Origin of the sequence: Micromonospora sp. C28SCA-DRY-2 (assembly GCF_030519475.1) — a bacterium.
Taxonomy (GTDB): domain Bacteria; phylum Actinomycetota; class Actinomycetes; order Mycobacteriales; family Micromonosporaceae; genus Micromonospora.
This window is the reverse complement of the sequence record NZ_JAUMKD010000001.1, coordinates 220,653-235,608: the sequence shown is the minus strand read 5'-3', so window position 1 is coordinate 235,608 and position 14,956 is coordinate 220,653. Positions and strand designations below refer to the sequence as shown.

At 71.6% G+C, this 14,956-nt stretch carries 16 protein-coding genes; 8 read left to right on the top strand and 8 right to left on the bottom strand.

The window, feature by feature from the left end; genetic code table 11:
* Nucleotides 1–3: 3 nt before the first annotated feature.
* From Q3W71_RS01005 to Q3W71_RS00990, 4 genes are read right to left on the bottom strand one after another with little or no spacing between them, the layout of a single operon-like run.
* Complete coding sequence (locus tag Q3W71_RS01005; protein ID WP_302917376.1) at nt 4–789, bottom strand: hypothetical protein; 786 nt, start codon at nt 787–789, stop codon at nt 4–6.
* Nucleotides 786–1,538 (bottom strand): ABC transporter ATP-binding protein, encoded by a 753-nt coding sequence (locus Q3W71_RS01000; protein ID WP_302917375.1) that lies wholly within the window; start codon nt 1,536–1,538, stop codon nt 786–788. Before Q3W71_RS01000 ends, Q3W71_RS01005 begins: the two co-directional genes overlap by 4 nt.
* Nucleotides 1,539–1,579: 41 nt before the next feature.
* Nucleotides 1,580–2,287 carry a response regulator transcription factor gene (locus tag Q3W71_RS00995; protein WP_302917374.1) on the bottom strand — a complete coding sequence of 236 codons (708 nt, stop codon included), beginning with the start codon at nt 2,285–2,287 and terminating at the stop codon, nt 1,580–1,582.
* Nucleotides 2,280–3,428: a sensor histidine kinase gene (locus Q3W71_RS00990; RefSeq protein ID WP_302917373.1), complete on the bottom strand. Its 1,149-nt coding sequence runs from the start codon at nt 3,426–3,428 to the stop codon at nt 2,280–2,282. Before Q3W71_RS00990 ends, Q3W71_RS00995 begins: the two co-directional genes overlap by 8 nt.
* 214 nt (nt 3,429–3,642) lie before the next feature.
* On the opposite strand from Q3W71_RS00990, the gene Q3W71_RS00985 reads away from it, so the two are divergent.
* Nucleotides 3,643–4,005: a metalloregulator ArsR/SmtB family transcription factor gene (locus tag Q3W71_RS00985; protein ID WP_302917372.1), complete on the top strand. Its 363-nt coding sequence runs from the start codon at nt 3,643–3,645 to the stop codon at nt 4,003–4,005.
* A complete protein-coding gene (locus tag Q3W71_RS00980; protein ID WP_302917371.1) occupies nt 4,002–4,511 on the top strand; it encodes an SRPBCC family protein in 510 nt (169 codons plus the stop codon). Before Q3W71_RS00985 ends, Q3W71_RS00980 begins: the two co-directional genes overlap by 4 nt.
* A gap of 96 nt (nt 4,512–4,607) precedes the next feature.
* Here Q3W71_RS00980 and Q3W71_RS00975 read toward each other — a convergent pair whose 3' ends face one another.
* Nucleotides 4,608–5,594: a helix-turn-helix transcriptional regulator gene (locus tag Q3W71_RS00975; protein ID WP_302917370.1), complete on the bottom strand. Its 987-nt coding sequence runs from the start codon at nt 5,592–5,594 to the stop codon at nt 4,608–4,610.
* A 56-nt stretch (nt 5,595–5,650) separates the two neighbouring features.
* Between Q3W71_RS00975 and Q3W71_RS00970 the strand changes: the two genes are divergently transcribed.
* The 3 genes from Q3W71_RS00970 to Q3W71_RS00960 are packed head-to-tail and all read left to right on the top strand — an operon-like array spanning nt 5,651 to nt 8,629.
* Nucleotides 5,651–6,436, top strand: coding sequence for an SDR family NAD(P)-dependent oxidoreductase (locus Q3W71_RS00970; protein WP_302917369.1), 786 nt, complete (start codon nt 5,651–5,653; stop codon nt 6,434–6,436).
* A gap of 33 nt (nt 6,437–6,469) precedes the next feature.
* Nucleotides 6,470–7,669 carry an MFS transporter gene (locus Q3W71_RS00965; protein ID WP_302917368.1) on the top strand — a complete coding sequence of 400 codons (1,200 nt, stop codon included), beginning with the start codon at nt 6,470–6,472 and terminating at the stop codon, nt 7,667–7,669.
* A 60-nt stretch (nt 7,670–7,729) separates the two neighbouring features.
* Nucleotides 7,730–8,629 carry an aminoglycoside phosphotransferase family protein gene (locus tag Q3W71_RS00960; protein ID WP_302917367.1) on the top strand — a complete coding sequence of 300 codons (900 nt, stop codon included), beginning with the start codon at nt 7,730–7,732 and terminating at the stop codon, nt 8,627–8,629.
* A gap of 109 nt (nt 8,630–8,738) precedes the next feature.
* Here Q3W71_RS00960 and Q3W71_RS00955 read toward each other — a convergent pair whose 3' ends face one another.
* Nucleotides 8,739–9,782: a DMT family transporter gene (locus Q3W71_RS00955; RefSeq protein WP_302917366.1), complete on the bottom strand. Its 1,044-nt coding sequence runs from the start codon at nt 9,780–9,782 to the stop codon at nt 8,739–8,741.
* The gene (locus tag Q3W71_RS00950; RefSeq protein WP_302917365.1) at nt 9,779–10,597 is read right to left on the bottom strand and encodes an SDR family oxidoreductase; all 819 of its coding nucleotides are present in this window, start codon (nt 10,595–10,597) and stop codon (nt 9,779–9,781) included. The genes Q3W71_RS00955 and Q3W71_RS00950 overlap by 4 nt, the downstream gene beginning before the upstream one ends.
* A gap of 138 nt (nt 10,598–10,735) precedes the next feature.
* Here Q3W71_RS00950 and Q3W71_RS00945 point away from each other — a divergent pair, with 138 nt between their 5' ends.
* The gene (locus tag Q3W71_RS00945; protein WP_302917364.1) at nt 10,736–11,311 is read left to right on the top strand and encodes a TetR/AcrR family transcriptional regulator; all 576 of its coding nucleotides are present in this window, start codon (nt 10,736–10,738) and stop codon (nt 11,309–11,311) included.
* A 77-nt stretch (nt 11,312–11,388) separates the two neighbouring features.
* Here the strand turns inward: Q3W71_RS00945 and Q3W71_RS00940 are convergent, their stop codons facing one another.
* Nucleotides 11,389–12,297, bottom strand: coding sequence for a LysR family transcriptional regulator (locus tag Q3W71_RS00940; protein WP_302917363.1), 909 nt, complete (start codon nt 12,295–12,297; stop codon nt 11,389–11,391).
* A gap of 148 nt (nt 12,298–12,445) precedes the next feature.
* On the opposite strand from Q3W71_RS00940, the gene Q3W71_RS00935 reads away from it, so the two are divergent.
* Together Q3W71_RS00935 and Q3W71_RS00930 are read left to right on the top strand one after the other, a co-directional pair.
* Complete coding sequence (locus Q3W71_RS00935) at nt 12,446–13,189, top strand: ABC transporter ATP-binding protein (protein ID WP_302918688.1); 744 nt, start codon at nt 12,446–12,448, stop codon at nt 13,187–13,189.
* Complete coding sequence (locus tag Q3W71_RS00930) at nt 13,174–14,940, top strand: hypothetical protein (RefSeq protein WP_302917362.1); 1,767 nt, start codon at nt 13,174–13,176, stop codon at nt 14,938–14,940. The genes Q3W71_RS00935 and Q3W71_RS00930 overlap by 16 nt, the downstream gene beginning before the upstream one ends.
* Nucleotides 14,941–14,956: the final 16 nt, after the last annotated feature.

Sequence of the window (14,956 nt, the reverse complement as noted above, 5' to 3'; positions counted from 1 at the left end):
CGCTCAGGCGTCGCGTCGAGTGAACACGACAGCCGCGACGACCAGCATCACGACGGTCCAGGCAGCCATGACAAGACCCCCGGCGATCGGACCGAGCATGTCCTCGGCCGGATATCTCGTGCTGACCATCTGCGCTCCCGCGACGTCGGGCAGGTACCTGGCCAGCCCTGTGACGCGGGTCAGCAGCAGCGAGACGGAGACGAGGGAGGTGTTGGCGATGAGGAGCGTCAGGGGAATGATTCCGCTTCGGGTGAGGACGGTGGCGGCGCAGGCGAGCAGCGCAGTGAGCACCAGGTAGACGACGGATCCGACGACCCGCCAACCGATCCTGTCGACGAGGTCACCCGGCGGGTGCCCGTGATCGCCGAGCAGGGTTTGGGACACCATGATCGCCCCGGGCACGGTGAAAGCCGCGAGCGCGCCGGTCGTCACCGTCACCACGGTGACCTTCGCGGCGAGCAGGGCCGGACGCCGGGGCGTACTTGTCAAGGTGGTGGATATCTGCCGGCCGCCGCCGGCGTCGTCGCGGTTGGACGTGTACTCGCTGCTGATGATGACGACGCCGAGCACGATCGCACCCACGGCTCCCACCGGGAGCAGATCGAGCCCCGCTTCGGTCGTGGTGTGGTCGGTGAACCTCGCGGTGTCTCCGCGGTCCAGCGCGGCACGCATCGAGATGGCCGTGAGGGCCGCGAAACCGAGCGTGCCGAGCACGCTGATGGCAATGGCGACGAGTGACGCCGGCAGTCCGAGCAGCTTCCGGAACTCGGCGATGACCATGTTGCTCACACTCCGCCCCCGTCCCTCGGGTGGTTGACCGGGCGCCCGCCGGTGGGGTCGGTGAGGGCGAAGAACGCGTCCTCCAGGGAGGCGTACCCGGCGGTGACCGCGGCAAGCGGTCCGTGGCTGACGACCCGTCCGCCGCTGATCACGACGAGGTCGTCGGCGATGCCGGCCATCTCGGCCATGAGGTGACTCGAGAGCAGCACGGTGCGTCCCGTGGCGGCGAAGTCCGTGAGGAACCGGCGGATCCAGCGGATGCCGCCCGGGTCGAGGCCGTTGACCGGTTCGTCGAGGATCAGCAGCTCGGGGTCGCCAAGCAACGCCGTCGCCAGACCCAGGCGCCGGCCCATGCCGAGCGAGTACCGCCCGACGCGTTTGCCGGCGGCGTCACTCAGCCCGACGATCTCCAGCACCTCGTCTACACGGTCCTTGCGGATGCCGTTGCTTCGCGCCACCCAGCGCAGGTGAGCGTGGGCGGTCCGGGACGGGTGCGCGCCAGTACCGTCGAGCAGGGATCCGACGGTACGCAGCGGGTGGCGCAGCGTACGGTAGGGCACACCTGCGATGAGCGCCGAGCCGGCGTCGGCCGAGTCCAAGCCCAGCAGCACGCGCAGGGTCGAGGACTTCCCGGCGCCGTTCGGACCGAGGAACCCGGTTACCCGGCCCCGAACCGCGGTGAAGCTCATGTCGTTGACGGCGATCTTCCTGCCGTGGCGTTTCGTGAGGTTGACTACGTCGATCACGTCGTACAGCATCCGACCGGGCCGTGCCCGGGTCATCGGCCAAAGGTTGACACCTACCGACGACGACGCCCCGGCCGCGCGCTCGGGAAGCCCGGCCGACGGAGTTGTTCGACGAGCCCGCACTCGTAACCGAGGATGACCAACTGCGTGCGGTCCCGCACGCCGAGCTTCAGGAACAGGCGGCTCAGGTACGTCTTCACCGTGGCCCGGCTGAGGAACAGCTCAGCGGCGATCTCCTCGTTGGACATGCCTCGCAGGATCGCGGCCACGACATCGCGCTCCCGCTCCGTGAGCACGTCGAACCGGGCCAGATCGGGTTGTCGGCGGTCGACCCGCGCGGAGACATCGGCGATCAACCGGCGGGTCACCTCCGGTGCGAGCATCGCGTTGCCGGCATGGACCACGTGCACGGCGCGCAGGGTCTCGGCCGGCGGAGCGTTCTTGAGCAGGAACCCGGAGGCGCCGAGGCGGAGGGCCCGGTAGACGTATTCGTCGAGGTCGAACGTCGTCAGGATGAGGACCCGCGTCGCCGGTCGTCGCTCGCAGATCAGCTCCGTCGCGGTCAGTCCGTCCATTCCCGGCATACGGATGTCCATCAACACCACGTCGGGCCGGACCCGGTCGGCTGCGGCGACGGCCTCCTGCCCGTCGCGCGCCTCACCGGTCACCACGATCGACGGATCGCTGTCGAGCAGTTCGCGCAACGACGCCCGTACCAGATCCTGGTCCTCGGCGATCAGCACGCCGATCCGCTCAGTCACCGCTGACCTCGTGCCGCGACAACGGGACGACGGCGCGCAGGGCGAACCCGCCCTCGGCCCGTCGCCCGGCGGTGAAAGTGCCGCCCATCAGTCGAACGCGCTCCCGTACACCGACAAGTCCGAACCCGGTTCCGGTGGCCGCGCCGCGGGGTGGCAACCCGTTCGCCGGACCACTGTCCACGATCTCGACCCGTACGTCGGTGTCGCCTCCGACGACCGCCACCTGGCAGCTGGCACCGGGCGCGTACCTGGTCACGTTGGTCAGTCCCTCCTGCGTGATCCGGTAGACGGCCAGCCCGGCACCCGGCGGGACCCGGTCGCAGCCGCTCACCGTCAGGGTCACCGCGATCCCGGCATGCGCGACGCGTTCGACAAGTCCCGGCAGGTCGTCGATGCCCGGCTGCGGGCCGCGCGCCGCGCCTTCACCGGGGTCGCGGACTGCCGCCAACGCCGTACGCAGCTCATCCAGCGCCGCGCGGCTCGTCGTCTCGATCTGTGCGAGCTTCTCCCTGAGTCGTCCGGCGTCGTCGCCGCCGACCTGGCGCGCGACACCGGAGACGACCGAGATCGTGCCCAACGAGTGCGACACGATGTCGTGCACCTCCCGAGCGACCCGTAGCCGCTCCGCCGTGACCGCGTGCTCCTGCTCGGCCCGCAACGCGTGCTCGGCTTCACGTCGTTGCCGCCTCATCGCGCTGCCCAACGTCCACGTCCCGGCCAGCACCAGCAGACTCACCATCACATACCGGACGGCCTCCTCGGCGCCGGCCGGTCCGCCGACCGCGACCAGGGCGATCAGCAGCCCCATCGTCACCGAGATGGCCGGGAGCAGCCTGGTACTGCCCCGCGAGACCGCGACAGGAAACAGGGTCCACGCGGCGGCCACGAACGGGTCATGGGTCATGCCCAGCACGGCGCCGGCCAGCGTCACTCCCGCGACGAGGCAGAACGCCACGACGGACCAGCGCGATCGGAGCAGAATCCCCACGATCACCAGGACGATGGCCCACACATGCAGCGAGCGCGACCAGCCGGGACGGTCGACCAGCGGCAGCCAGAAGACCAGAACGCAGAGCAGCGCGGCACCGAGGTCCAGACCGGTCGACTCCAGCGACGACAGGACCTGACGCGGCCGAGCCATGCCTGCACACTACCCGGAGGGCCTCAGCCGACCGGCATCGCCGACGGTGTGGCCAGGCCGACGGGGCCACCGGCGGTTGCGTCGCGGGTGGCGTGGCACCCGGGACTCGCGGAGCCCCCGGTCCGGCGGCGATCGCGCCGTTGGCCATCTCCGGCAGATGTCTCGGGCGGCCCCGGCCTTGCCGAACACGTAACACACTGGTTACGCTTTTCTGGTGGACGAGGTGGCGGCGGCGATTGCCGACCCGGTGCGGCGAGACATCCTGGTGATGCTGCGCGAGCAGCGGCTGCCCGCGGGGGAGATCGCCGACCGGTTCACCATCAGCCGGCCTGCCGTCAGCCGGCACCTGCGGGTGCTCCGGGAGAGCGGCCTGGTCCGCGCCGCGCTCGTCGGCCGCCAACGCTTCTACGAGTTGGACGCGACGCGGTTCGCCGGCCTGATCGAGTGGCTCGACCAGTTCACCCGGGCCGCCAGCTGGGAGCGTCGCCTGGACGCGCTGGAGACCGAGGTCTATCGCACCCGTCGCGAGCGCCGCCGGCGCGACCCGGCGGATCAACGACAGGAGAAAACGGCATGAGCAATCCGCCCACCGGTCGGCTCTTCCGCATCGCCGACGGCCACGATCTCGTCCTCAGCCGCACGTTCCGGGCGCCCATCGAGGACGTCTGGGCCAGCGTGACCGAACCCGACCGCACCGCCCGGTGGTTCGGCGCGTGGGAAGGCGATGCCGCTCCGGGCCGCGTGATCAAAATGCAGATGGCCTACGAGGATCAGGCGCCGTGGCTCGACGCGCGGATCGACGCCTGCGACCCGCCGCGGCGCCTGGCCCTCTCGACGACCGACGAAGCCGGCAACTGGCGCGTCGAGCTACTGCTGTCGCACACCGATGGTCGAACCGAGCTCCGGCTCGTGCACCACCTCGACAACACCGACGAGATCGGCGAGACCGGCCCCGGCTGGGAGTACTACCTCGACATGCTGGTGGCAGCGCGGGAGGGCGGGTCCACGCCGGGTTTCGACGACTACTACCCGGCGATGAAGCCCTACTACGACTCGCTGCCGGCCCGCACCGACCCGGCGTGACCTCGCCCGGCGTCGGCGGGTGGAGCGGGCACCCGCCGGCATCGGTTCCTGGTTCCTCTCATCCGCCGAACAGCGGGCCCCGGCGGAACACGTGGGTCAACGCTCCGCCGACTGGCCGGCCAGTTGATCGCCGAGAGGGCTGCGACGGTACAGCACGTGGCGTCCGTCGCGGGCGCGAGTGATCAGGCCCGCCGCGTGGAGGACCCGCAGGTGCTGTGACACGGCGCTGGGGGTGACCGCGAGTCGGCGGGCGATCTCCACCGTCGGCAGCGGCTCGGCAAGGAGATCGAGCAGTCGTGCTCGGGGCGCACCGAGGAGCGGGGCGAGAGCTGTCGCGTCGGTGGGTGTCGGCGCCCAGAGCGTCGCTACTCCACGGCAGGGGTACGCCAGCATCGGTGGCTCGTCCGGGCTGACCGGCGGGGCCGGTTTGTGGGAGAAGACGGATGGCATCAGCAGGAGTCCTCGGCCGGCTGCCGTGACCTGGTGTCGCCCGATCATCTTGTCGATGTGCAGGACGCCGTCGTGCCAGCGCAGGTTCGGGTGCATGTCGGCGAAGAGCAGGCGCGCGCCTCCGACAGCCAGTTGTCGGGCGCGGTAGGTCATGTCCGCTTCCAGGACGAGTCGGATCTGGGGCCAGGTCGGCCTGATCGCTGCTTCCCAGTAGCGGTGCAGGTGGTCGCAGATGGCGTCGCGGAGGGTGAGCACCGGCCCGTCGTCGTCTGCGGTGATCTCCTGGAAGACGGCCGGCAGCCGACCACGTGGGTACACGGCCAGCACGTCGCGGCGTACGACGTCGGCAGGTGTCCGGCGTACGGCGGCCAGTTCGTCCTCGAAGGCGGCGGCGAACTCCGTCGGCCGGGGCGTCAGGAAATCCGGGAGGCCACGGTCCGGCCCGACCAGGGACATCAGCACGTCGGTAGCGGGCGCGTCGAGTCTGCCGAGAACCGACCTGCGCCAGGGCAGGTGCAGCGCGTACAGGCCAGGCTCGCGCAACACCCGGAGGCTGAGCACGGTCTCGTGGATCGGTGAGATCGCGAAACGGGTGTCAGCGAGGTCTTCGACGCCGAGCCGGAAGCTGATCATTAAGCTCTACGCTACATCGTTTGGCGCCCGTCGCCAGGTGCTGTGAGGTTTCCGGCATGGCACAGATCAACATGACGGACCAGACCACCCGGCAGCGCACGGCGATCGTCACGGGCGCGGCACGCGGCATCGGCGCCGGAGTGGCCAAGCGTCTGGCGCGCGATGGCCTCGCGGTCGCCGTGGTCGACCTGGTCGAGGAGGACTGCGGCGGCACGGTGGATGCCATCACCCGCGACGGCGGAACGGCGGCGGCGTTCGCCGCCGACGTCAACGACGAGACGGCCGTGGCCGCCGCTGTCGCCCGGATCGCCGCCGAATTGGGAACACCGACGGTGCTGGTCAACAACGCCGGCATCGGCGGGCCCAACGCCGGCGTCGAGGAGACGAGCACCGAGCAGTGGGACGCGGTCACGGGGGTCAGCCTGCGCGGAGCGTTCTTCCTCACCCGGGCCGTCACCCCCTACATGACGGCGGCCGGCTGGGGACGGATCGTCAACATGTCGAGCATCTCCGCGCTCGGCGACTCCGGCCGGGTCGACTACGCCGCCGCGAAGGCCGGTCTGATCGGCTTCACCAAGTCGCTCGCGCTGCGGCTCGGGCAGCACGGCGTGACGGCGAACGCCATCGGACCGGGCTTCGTGGTCAGCGACATGACCAGGGTCGCGGCCGAGCGGCGGGGCCGCAGCTTCGAGGAGCACCAGCGGATCGTGGCGCAGACCATCCCGGTACGCCGGGTCGGCCGGCCCGAGGACATCGCGCACACCGCGTCGTACCTGGTGAGTCCCGAGGCCGGGTTCGTCTCCGGCCAGGTCATCTACGTCGCCGGCGGACCGGTGGACTGACGTGATCGACGCTCCCGGACAGGCGGCTCCGCGATGAGCCGCCGGCTGCTGCTCCTGCTGACGCTCACCTGCGGGGTCGCCGTCGGCAACATCTACTTCCCCCAGACGATCAGCCCGCTGGTCGCCGCCGGACTGCACCTCGACGCCGATTCGGCCGCCCTGGTGGTGACCGCTGTGCAGTTCGGCTACGCCGCCGGGATCTTCCTGCTCGTGCCGCTCGGCGACCGGCTCCCGCATCGACCGCTGATCGTCACCCTGCTCGGCCTCACCGGGTTGGGTCTGCTCGCCGCGAGCGTCGCACCCACGCTGCCGCCGCTCGCCGGGGCGAGCGTCCTCGTCGGGATCACGACCGTCGTCGCGCCGATCATCGGCCCCATGGCAGCCGGCCTCGTTGCCGACGACCGGCGCGGCGTGGTCAGCGGCACCCTGCTGAGCGGCTCGATCGGCGGCATGCTGCTGTCCCGCACGGCTGCCGGCACTCTCGGCGACTGGTTCGGATGGCGGGCGCCCTACCTGGCGGCCGCGGCCTGCGTGCTGCTCATCGCGGTGGTCATGGCCCGGGTGCTGCCGACGACACGGCCACCGTCCGGGCAGCGGTATCCGGCGCTGCTGGCCGAGTCGCTGCGTCTGCTGCGCACCGAACCCGACCTGCGCCGATCCTGCGTCTACCAGGCGACGATCTTCGCCGGCTTCTCCGCGGTCTGGACCACCGTCGCGCTGCTGCTGACCGGCCCGACGTACGGCCTGGGCGCGCCGGCGGTCGGGATGCTCGCGCTGGTCAACGCGGCGACCATGCTGTGCACACCCGCCGCCGGGCGGCAGGTGGACCGCCGGGGGAGCGACCTGGTCAACCTGGTCTGCACAGGTGGGGTTCTCGCCTCGGCCGCGGTCCTCGCGTTCGCCGGCCTCGGCGGGACGGTGGGCCTCGCGGCACTGGTGCTCGGCACGTTGCTGCTCGACGTCGGAATGCAGTCCGGCATGGTCGCCAACCAGGTACGGAACTACGCCCTGCGGCCCGAAGCGCGCAGCAGAACCAATACCGCCTACATGACCTGTGCCTACCTCGGCGGCAGCCTCGGCTCCTGGCTCGGAGCCCGCGCGTACGCCCACTACGAATGGCTGGGCGTGTGCGCGGTCCTGGCGCTCCTCGCCGCGATCGCTCTCGCCCGCCACCTGGCGTCCAGCCCTGCCACCGGCCACCGTCGAGCCACAGTCGCCGCCCAGAACACGTGAGCAAGGATGATCCTCGTGCCAGCCCCTACAGATCGCGCACCCCTGTCGCCGGATGTGCCGATGCACGACGACCAGCTCACGGTCTCCCTCGACACCGTGCGTGAGCTGGTGGACGCGCAGTTCCCCGAGTGGCGGAGCCTGCCGATCAGGCGCGTCGTCTCCGAGGGAACGGTCAATGCCATCTTCCGGATCGGGGAACGGTTCACGGCCCGGTTCCCCCTCCAGCCTCGCGCGGTCGACGCGGCGCGGGGCTGGCTGGAACGGGAAGCGGAAGCGGCCCGAGAACTGATGGGTCGTACGCGATTTCCCACCCCCGAGCCGGTCGCCATCGGTGAACCCGGCGCCAGCTACCCGCTTCCATGGTCGGTGCAGACGTGGGTACCCGGTGTCGTAGCCACCGACGAGGACCCGGGTGACTCGGTCGCGTTCGCGCACGATCTGGCCGAGTTCATCACTGGCGTGCGAGGCATCCCCACCCGGGGACGCACCTTCGACGGCCCGGGTCGCGGTGGCGGACTACCAGCGCACGACGGGTGGATGGAAACCTGCTTCCAGCGCAGCGAGACGCTGCTGGACGTCCCGCTGCTCCGCCGGATCTGGGCGGTGTTGAGGGAACTGCCGCGGGGCGCGGCGCCGGACAGGATGAACCACGGTGATCTCATTCCGGGGAACGTCCTCGTCTCCGACGGCCGGCTGGCCGGGGTTCTCGACGTGGGCGGACTGGGGCCCGCCGACCCTGCCCTTGACCTCGTAGGTGCCTGGCACCTGCTGGAACGCGAGCCCCGTCGGGCGCTTCGGCGGCAACTCGGCTGCGACGATCTCGAATGGGAACGCGGCAGAGCGTGGGCCTTCCAGCAGGCGATGGGGCTGGTTTGGTACTACCGGCGGACCAACCCCACCATGAGTCGGATGGGCCGACGCACCCTGGCGCGCATCGTTGCCGACCCGCCACCAGCCTGAGCCGGCACGTCGCGGTCGGCGGATACCGCCACCCGTCGCGCCGGGTAGCCGCTGGACCAGACGACGAAGGGCGGCCCCGGCTGGGGCCGCCCGCGCCGATCCTGCGGACTCAGTGCCCGGCCGAGGCCAGCGCCTGCCGGACCGCTGTGTGCTCCGCCGGGCGTGCCGGCACGACCGGTGCGGCCCCTGCTGACGGGTATCCGCGTCGCGTGTCACGCATGTGGTGGTCGCCGCCGTGACCCACCGACGGTCGGCTCACCCGTTGTCCCTCGGAGATGGTGTGCTCCTCGCTGGCGCGCTTCGGCCGGCGCACGCCGACGACGACTCCTGCCGCGACGAGCAGGGCCCCGGTGACGTCGGCGGGGCCGGCCTCGCCGAGGCCGAGTGCGACGGCGGTGAGCAGCGCGCCCACCGGAACGAGACCGGCGAACAGGCCCGCGCGGTCGGCGCCGAGGCGGCGCAGTGCGTCGTACCAGAGGAAGAAGGCGGCCGCGGTGACGATCGCGCCGAGGTAGCCGAAGGCGGCCGCCTGGCCGGGTGTGGGCAACCGCAGGGAATCCGTACCGTCCAGGACGAGGCCCGCGGCCAGCAGCATGGGTACGGACAGAGCGGCGGGATAGGCGGCTACCCGCAGCGGGCCGAGCTTCGGCAGCAGCGGGACGGCGAGCAGGGAGAAGGCCACCTCGCCGGCGAGTGCGCCCAAGGACAGCAGGAGGCCGGTCAGGCTACCCGAGCCGAGGCCGGCGGCGACGGCCGCGCCGAGTGCGACCACGAGCGCGGCCCCGACGGTACGGGGGGCAGGGCGTCGGCGTTGCATCAACGGCCCGATGAGGGCGAGCACGAGGGGGACGGCTCCGACCACGCTGCCGATCATGGCGGGTCCGGCATGCCGGGTGGCTTCGACGAGGAAGATGTTGAACCCGGCCAGGCCCGTGGCGGCCAGCGCGATCAGGAGCAGGACGTCACGTGAGGTCAGCCGGACGCGGGGCAGGCGCTGGTGGCGTACGACGGCGAGCAGGATCGCCGCGGCGAGCGCATAGCGCAGCGCCTGCCCGGTGAAGACGGGGTAGCCGGCGATGGTGGCGGAGACCGCTGTCGAGGTGCCGACGAGCAGCATCGCCGAGGCCGCGCCGACGCTGGCCGAGAGTCTCATGCGGCGTGCTCCGGCACCGTCGAGGTGGCGGCCGAGGAGGCCAGGACCTTGCGGGTGACCCGTTCGGCGATGGCGGCGACCAGGGTGCGCGGGCGGCGGGGTGTCAGGTGTGCGGTCAGCGCGTTGCCGAATCCGGGGGCGACGTAGCCGCGATCGCGTTCCAGCGCGCGCAGCGCGGCGCGGACCACGGGCTCCGGGGTGGTCATGGAGCCGGTGACGGCCGCCCGCCGGGTGCCGATGGTGTCGAAGAAGGCGGTTTCGACCGGGCCGGGGCACAGGGTGAGCACGCGGATGCCGCGCCGGCGGTACTCCTGACGCAGGGCGAGGCCGAAGTTCAGCACGAAGGCCTTGGCCGCGCCGTAGACGGCGAAGTACGGGGAAGGCTGGAAGGCGGCGTTGGACGCGACGTTGACGACCGCGCCGCCGCCGCGCGCCAGCATGCCGGGCACCAGCTCGTGGGTGAGGTCGACGAGCGCGACGACATTGACCATCAGCTGGTCGTGGTCGCGGGCTCCGGATATCTCCTCGAAGCGGCCGCAGGTACCGAAGCCGGCGTTGTTGACCAGCAGGTCGACGCTCAGACCGCGGGTGGCCAGCTGGTCGGCGACGCGGCGGGCGGCGTCCGGCTCGGCGAGGTCCTGGACCAGCACGTGGGCGCGGACGCCGTGCTCGGCGACCAGGCGCTCGGCGAGGGTGGCAAGCCGGTCGCCGGAGCGCGCCACCAGGATCACGTCGTGCCCGAGGGCGGCGAGTTGCGCGGCGAACTCCGCGCCGAGCCCGGACGAGGCTCCGGTGACAAGGGCAGTGCGGTTCATGAGTTCCTCCTCAGCTGCGACAAGTGCGAGAGGAGCGTAGCAGGAATCCGATGAACTGCAACAGCCATGTTGCAGGTAATGCCGACGCCGCATCAGGGTTGTATTGTGTTCCTAGCCAAGTGGCATACGGGAGGCGTGATGGGTGGAACGACGGCACGATCGTTGCGGGCGGACGCGGAGCGCAGCGTGCGCGCGATCCTGGAGGCGGCCGAGCAGGTGCTCGCCGAAGAGCCCGGCGCCTCGATGGAGCAGATCGCCGCGGCCGCGGGAGTGGCCCGGACGACGATTCACCGGCGCTTCGCCAACCGGCAGGCGCTGATCGACGCGCTCGCCTCCTCCGCGGCCCGCCAGCTCGCCCAGGCGGTGGAGGACGGCAGGCCGGACACCGCACCGCCGCTGGTGGCGATGCACCGGATCACCGCCAACGTGCTCCAGGTCAAGAGCGCCTGGGCGTTCGCCCTGGGGCTGCCGGCCGACCCGGACAGCGAGGCCGCTCTCCTCCACCAGGACATCGCCCGCCGCTGCACCGCCGTGCTGAGGCGAGCCCAGGCCGACAAGCTCATCGACGAGGCAGCCGACCTCGACTGGGTGCGCCGGGTCTACTACGCGCTGCTCGGAGAATCCCTGCACGGCAACCCGGACGGGGCCGACCCGGACGCCCTCGCCGCCCGCATCATCGACACTCTGCTGCACGGCGCCGGCCCGCGCGCCTGAGCGCCTGCTTCTCTCGCGGGCCGTCGTCGAGCAGCTCGCCGCGCCCGGGCCGGGCTCCGACGCCGGGGTGCGCCGGACTAGTCCTGGCCGGCCGGCTCGATCGGCTGTGGCCCGCGGTGCTGTCCCAGCTTGGCGAAGGAGTGGACGAGCGGCGTCTGCCGGTCGGTGCGCCAGACGAGGGCCCATTCGGTGGGCGGGGCGTCGTGGATGGGCAGGTATACGACGCCGGGGTAGGTGTAGTACCGGGTGACGTGTGCGTTGAGTGGGCTGACGAGCTGCCCGGCGGCGACGAGGGCGAGGACCTCGTGGAAGGTGCGCGTGCGGGGGCCGCGGGGGATGGGCTGGCCGCTCGGGGTGACGGCGGGCAGCATGGCCTCGACCCAGTAGTCCGGTGCGTCGGTTCCGGGGTCGAGCACCGTGCGCCCGGCCAGGTCCTCCACCGACACCGCCTGGCGTACGGCCAGGTCGGAGGTCTCCGGCACGGCCAGTACGCGCCCCTCGGTGAGGACGACGGGTCCGGTGGTGAGGTCGTCCTCGTGGACGGGCAGCCACATCAGCTGCATGTCGACGTGCTCGGCGCGCAGGGCCGAGAACGGGTCGCTGAAGTGGAACTCGACGGTCTCGACGGTGCAGGCCGGGTGGTCGGCGGTGAACTTCTCGATCAGCGGTCTCAGTTCGTTGCCCAGCGCGCCCATCACGCCGATGCGCAGCGTGCCGTGGACACCCTGGGCTTCGGCGGCGGCGCCGGCCAGGCCGCTCTGGATGAGGTCGTACGCCTGCCGAAGGTCCTCGCGCAGACGTTGGCCGACCGGGGTCAGTCGCACCACGCGGCTGGTGCGCTCGAACAGCGGGGCGCCGACGCGCCGTTCCTGCTTCTTGATCGACTGGCTGACCCGTGCCTGCGTGACATGCAGCTTCTGCGCCGCGCGGCCGAAGTGCAGCTCCTCGGCGAGCGTCAGGAAGATCTCGATGTCACGCAGTTCCATCAGGTCCCTTCGATCAATAAGTGTGAGCTAATGCCATGTTATCCAGGCCGTCGTTGATCTTCGGGCGCGCTGCGCGGAAAGCTGCCGCTGACCAGGCGAGCACCGGAAGAAGGCGGCACACGTGCGCACCACAGACACCGAACCCGCTCTGCGGCTGGACCGGCTGACCAAGACGTTCGGGAGAACGCCCGCGGTGGCGGGCGTGAACCTGACCGTGCCCGCGGGCGCGTTCCTGGGGCTGGTCGGGCAGAACGGCGCCGGCAAGACCACCACGCTGTCGATGGCCGTCGGGCTGCTGCGGCCCGACAGCGGCAGTGCCCACCTGTTCGGCGTGGACGTGTGGGCGAAGCCCGCCCGCGCCAAGGCCCTGGTGGGAGTCCTGCCGGACGGGTTGGCCCTGCCGGAGCGCCTCACCGGCCGGGAGCTGCTCACCTATCTGGGTCTGCTGCGCGGCCTGCCCAAGGACGTCGCCGACGAGCGGGCCGGGCAACTGCTGAGCGTCCTGGAGCTCGACCGAGCCGAGCGGACCCTGGTGATCGAGTATTCCACCGGTATGCGCAAGAAGATCGGCCTGGCCGCGGCACTGCTGCACGCTCCCCGGCTCCTTGTCCTGGACGAGCCGTTCGAAGCGGTGGACCCGGTTTCCGCGGCGACCATCAAGACGATCCTGCGCGGATTCGTCGCCGGCGGCGGCACGATCGTGCTGTCCAGCCACGTCATGGCGCTGGTCGAGCAGCTGTGCGACCACGTGGCCGTCATCGACCGCGGACACGTGGCAGCAGCGGGAACGCTGGCACAGGTCCGTGGCGGGCGCAGCCTCGAGGACGTGTTCGTCGACCTCGTGGGCGCGAACCGAACCACCGGGAAGGAGCTGTCGTGGCTGTCGCGCTGACCCTGGCCCGGATGAAGGCGACGCTCCTGCGGCACTCACTGCGCGGCCGGCAGCAACCGATGACCCTCACCGGCCTGACCCTCGGACTGCTGCTCGCCGGCGGCACGCTCTACCTGGCCGCCACCGGAGATCTCGAGCTGCTGGCCGCCGTCTACGCGTTGTGGATGCTGGGCTGGGCACTGGGACCCGTGGCGATGGGCGGCGGCGACGAAACCCTCACGCCCGAGCACTTCGCGCTGCTCGGCCTGAAACCCCACCGCCAGGCGACAGGTCTGTTGGCGGCGGCGTTCGTCGGTCTGGCGCCGCTGGTGAGCCTGACGGCGCTGCTCGGCCTGCTCGTGTCCGGGATCCGACAGGACCTGGCCGGTGCGCTGACGGCGGTGCCGGCGATCATCCTGCAGCTCGCCCTGTTCGTCCTGCTGTCGAAGGTCGCCGTGGGACTGCTGCGCCTGGCCCTGCGCTCGCGCGTCGGCGCCGTCGCGGCAGGCGTCGTCAACGGGTCCGTCCTGGCTGCGCTGTGCCAGATCTGGGTCTTCCTCGCACTGTTCGACCAGCACGGCGTCCCCCGGTTCGTCGCCCACCTCCCGTCGAGTTGGGGCCTGCGTGCCATCCGCGGTGACAGCCTCGCCCTGGCCGGCCTGGCCCTGGTGGATCTGCTGCTCCTGGCGGTCTGGACCGCTCTGCTGGCCAGGCCGGCCACCGCCGCACCGACCTCGGGCCGGCCCCGCCGACCCATCACCGCGACCACCGCCCGGGGCGCCATCGTGGCCCGGGAACTGCGCACCTGGTCCCGGGACCTGGCCCGCAACTACCAGATCGTCTTCGCGCTCAGCTTCGGTGTCTGTTTCGGCGCGACACCGCTCCTGCTCGGCTGGCCCGGCATGCTGCCCTACGCCGGCCCGATCGTCATCCTGATGGCCGCGGGCATGACCGCGAACCTCTACGGCGCCGACGGCACCGCCCTCTGGCTCACCATCACCAACCCGGAGGGCAGCGACGTCCGCGGCCGGCAGCGAGCCTGGCTGGCAGCCGTCGGACCGGCCGCGGCCGTCGTCACGCTGGCCGGCACCGCCATCGCGGGCGGACCGTGGCCGCTCATGCTCGCCCTGCTGCCCGCGCTGCTCGGCGCCGCGGCCGGCCTGGTGCCCCTGCTGGCGGTGTACGGACTGGTCCCGGGTATCGACCCGCACAAGCGCGGCGCCAACCCGCTGCGACTCAGCGACGACAACGGCGGCCTGACCGGGCTGACCTACGTCACGCTCGCCCTCGTCGCGGCGGCCGCGGCACCGGCCGCACTGCTCGCCCTGCGGTACGGCTGGGCCGCGGTGCCCGCCGGCCTCGTGTCGGGCCTGCTGTGTTACTGGGGCCTGGGGCTTCTGGCAGCACGGCGCCTGGCCGCGCGGGCGCCGGAACTTCTGCACGCCATGCGTACCGGCCGCAAGCCCCGGGCCCACGCAGCGCCGCGACTGCCCGCCCTGCCCGCCCGCGCGCAGAACGCCGAATGGGTCGGCTTCGCCCTGGCGGCGGTCCCGCTGTTCCCCCAGGGTGTCGTCGCCGCGTTCTTCGTCGCCGCCGGTGCCGAGCGCCACACGTGGTTCCTGGCCACCTACCTGAGGCAGGATCTGCGCTGGCCGACCGTGATCGGCATGATCGTGCTCGGGCTCGTCATGTTCGGCGCCGCCTGGTACCGAAAGCGACGGTCCGCTGTCGTGGCCGCATCGCCCGGCGTCGCCAGCGGTCCACCGGCATGATTTCCCCGGTGTCGGC

Bases quoted from the DNA above. Each gene is read 5' to 3' on its own strand.
- Q3W71_RS00970 (WP_302917369.1), top strand. From the start codon at position 5,651: ATGGCACAGATCAACATGACGGACCAGACCACCCGGCAGCGCACGGCG.
- Q3W71_RS00965 (WP_302917368.1), top strand. From the start codon at position 6,470: ATGAGCCGCCGGCTGCTGCTCCTGCTGACGCTCACCTGCGGGGTCGCC.
- Q3W71_RS00975 (WP_302917370.1), bottom strand. From the start codon at position 5,594: ATGATCAGCTTCCGGCTCGGCGTCGAAGACCTCGCTGACACCCGTTTC.
- Q3W71_RS01000 (WP_302917375.1), bottom strand. From the start codon at position 1,538: ATGCTGTACGACGTGATCGACGTAGTCAACCTCACGAAACGCCACGGC.
- Q3W71_RS00950 (WP_302917365.1), bottom strand. From the start codon at position 10,597: ATGAACCGCACTGCCCTTGTCACCGGAGCCTCGTCCGGGCTCGGCGCG.
- Q3W71_RS00980 (WP_302917371.1), top strand. From the start codon at position 4,002: ATGAGCAATCCGCCCACCGGTCGGCTCTTCCGCATCGCCGACGGCCAC.
- Q3W71_RS00955 (WP_302917366.1), bottom strand. From the start codon at position 9,782: ATGAGACTCTCGGCCAGCGTCGGCGCGGCCTCGGCGATGCTGCTCGTC.
- Q3W71_RS00940 (WP_302917363.1), bottom strand. From the start codon at position 12,297: ATGGAACTGCGTGACATCGAGATCTTCCTGACGCTCGCCGAGGAGCTG.
- Q3W71_RS00960 (WP_302917367.1), top strand. From the start codon at position 7,730: ATGCACGACGACCAGCTCACGGTCTCCCTCGACACCGTGCGTGAGCTG.
- Q3W71_RS00990 (WP_302917373.1), bottom strand. From the start codon at position 3,428: ATGGCTCGGCCGCGTCAGGTCCTGTCGTCGCTGGAGTCGACCGGTCTG.
- Q3W71_RS00945 (WP_302917364.1), top strand. From the start codon at position 10,736: ATGGGTGGAACGACGGCACGATCGTTGCGGGCGGACGCGGAGCGCAGC.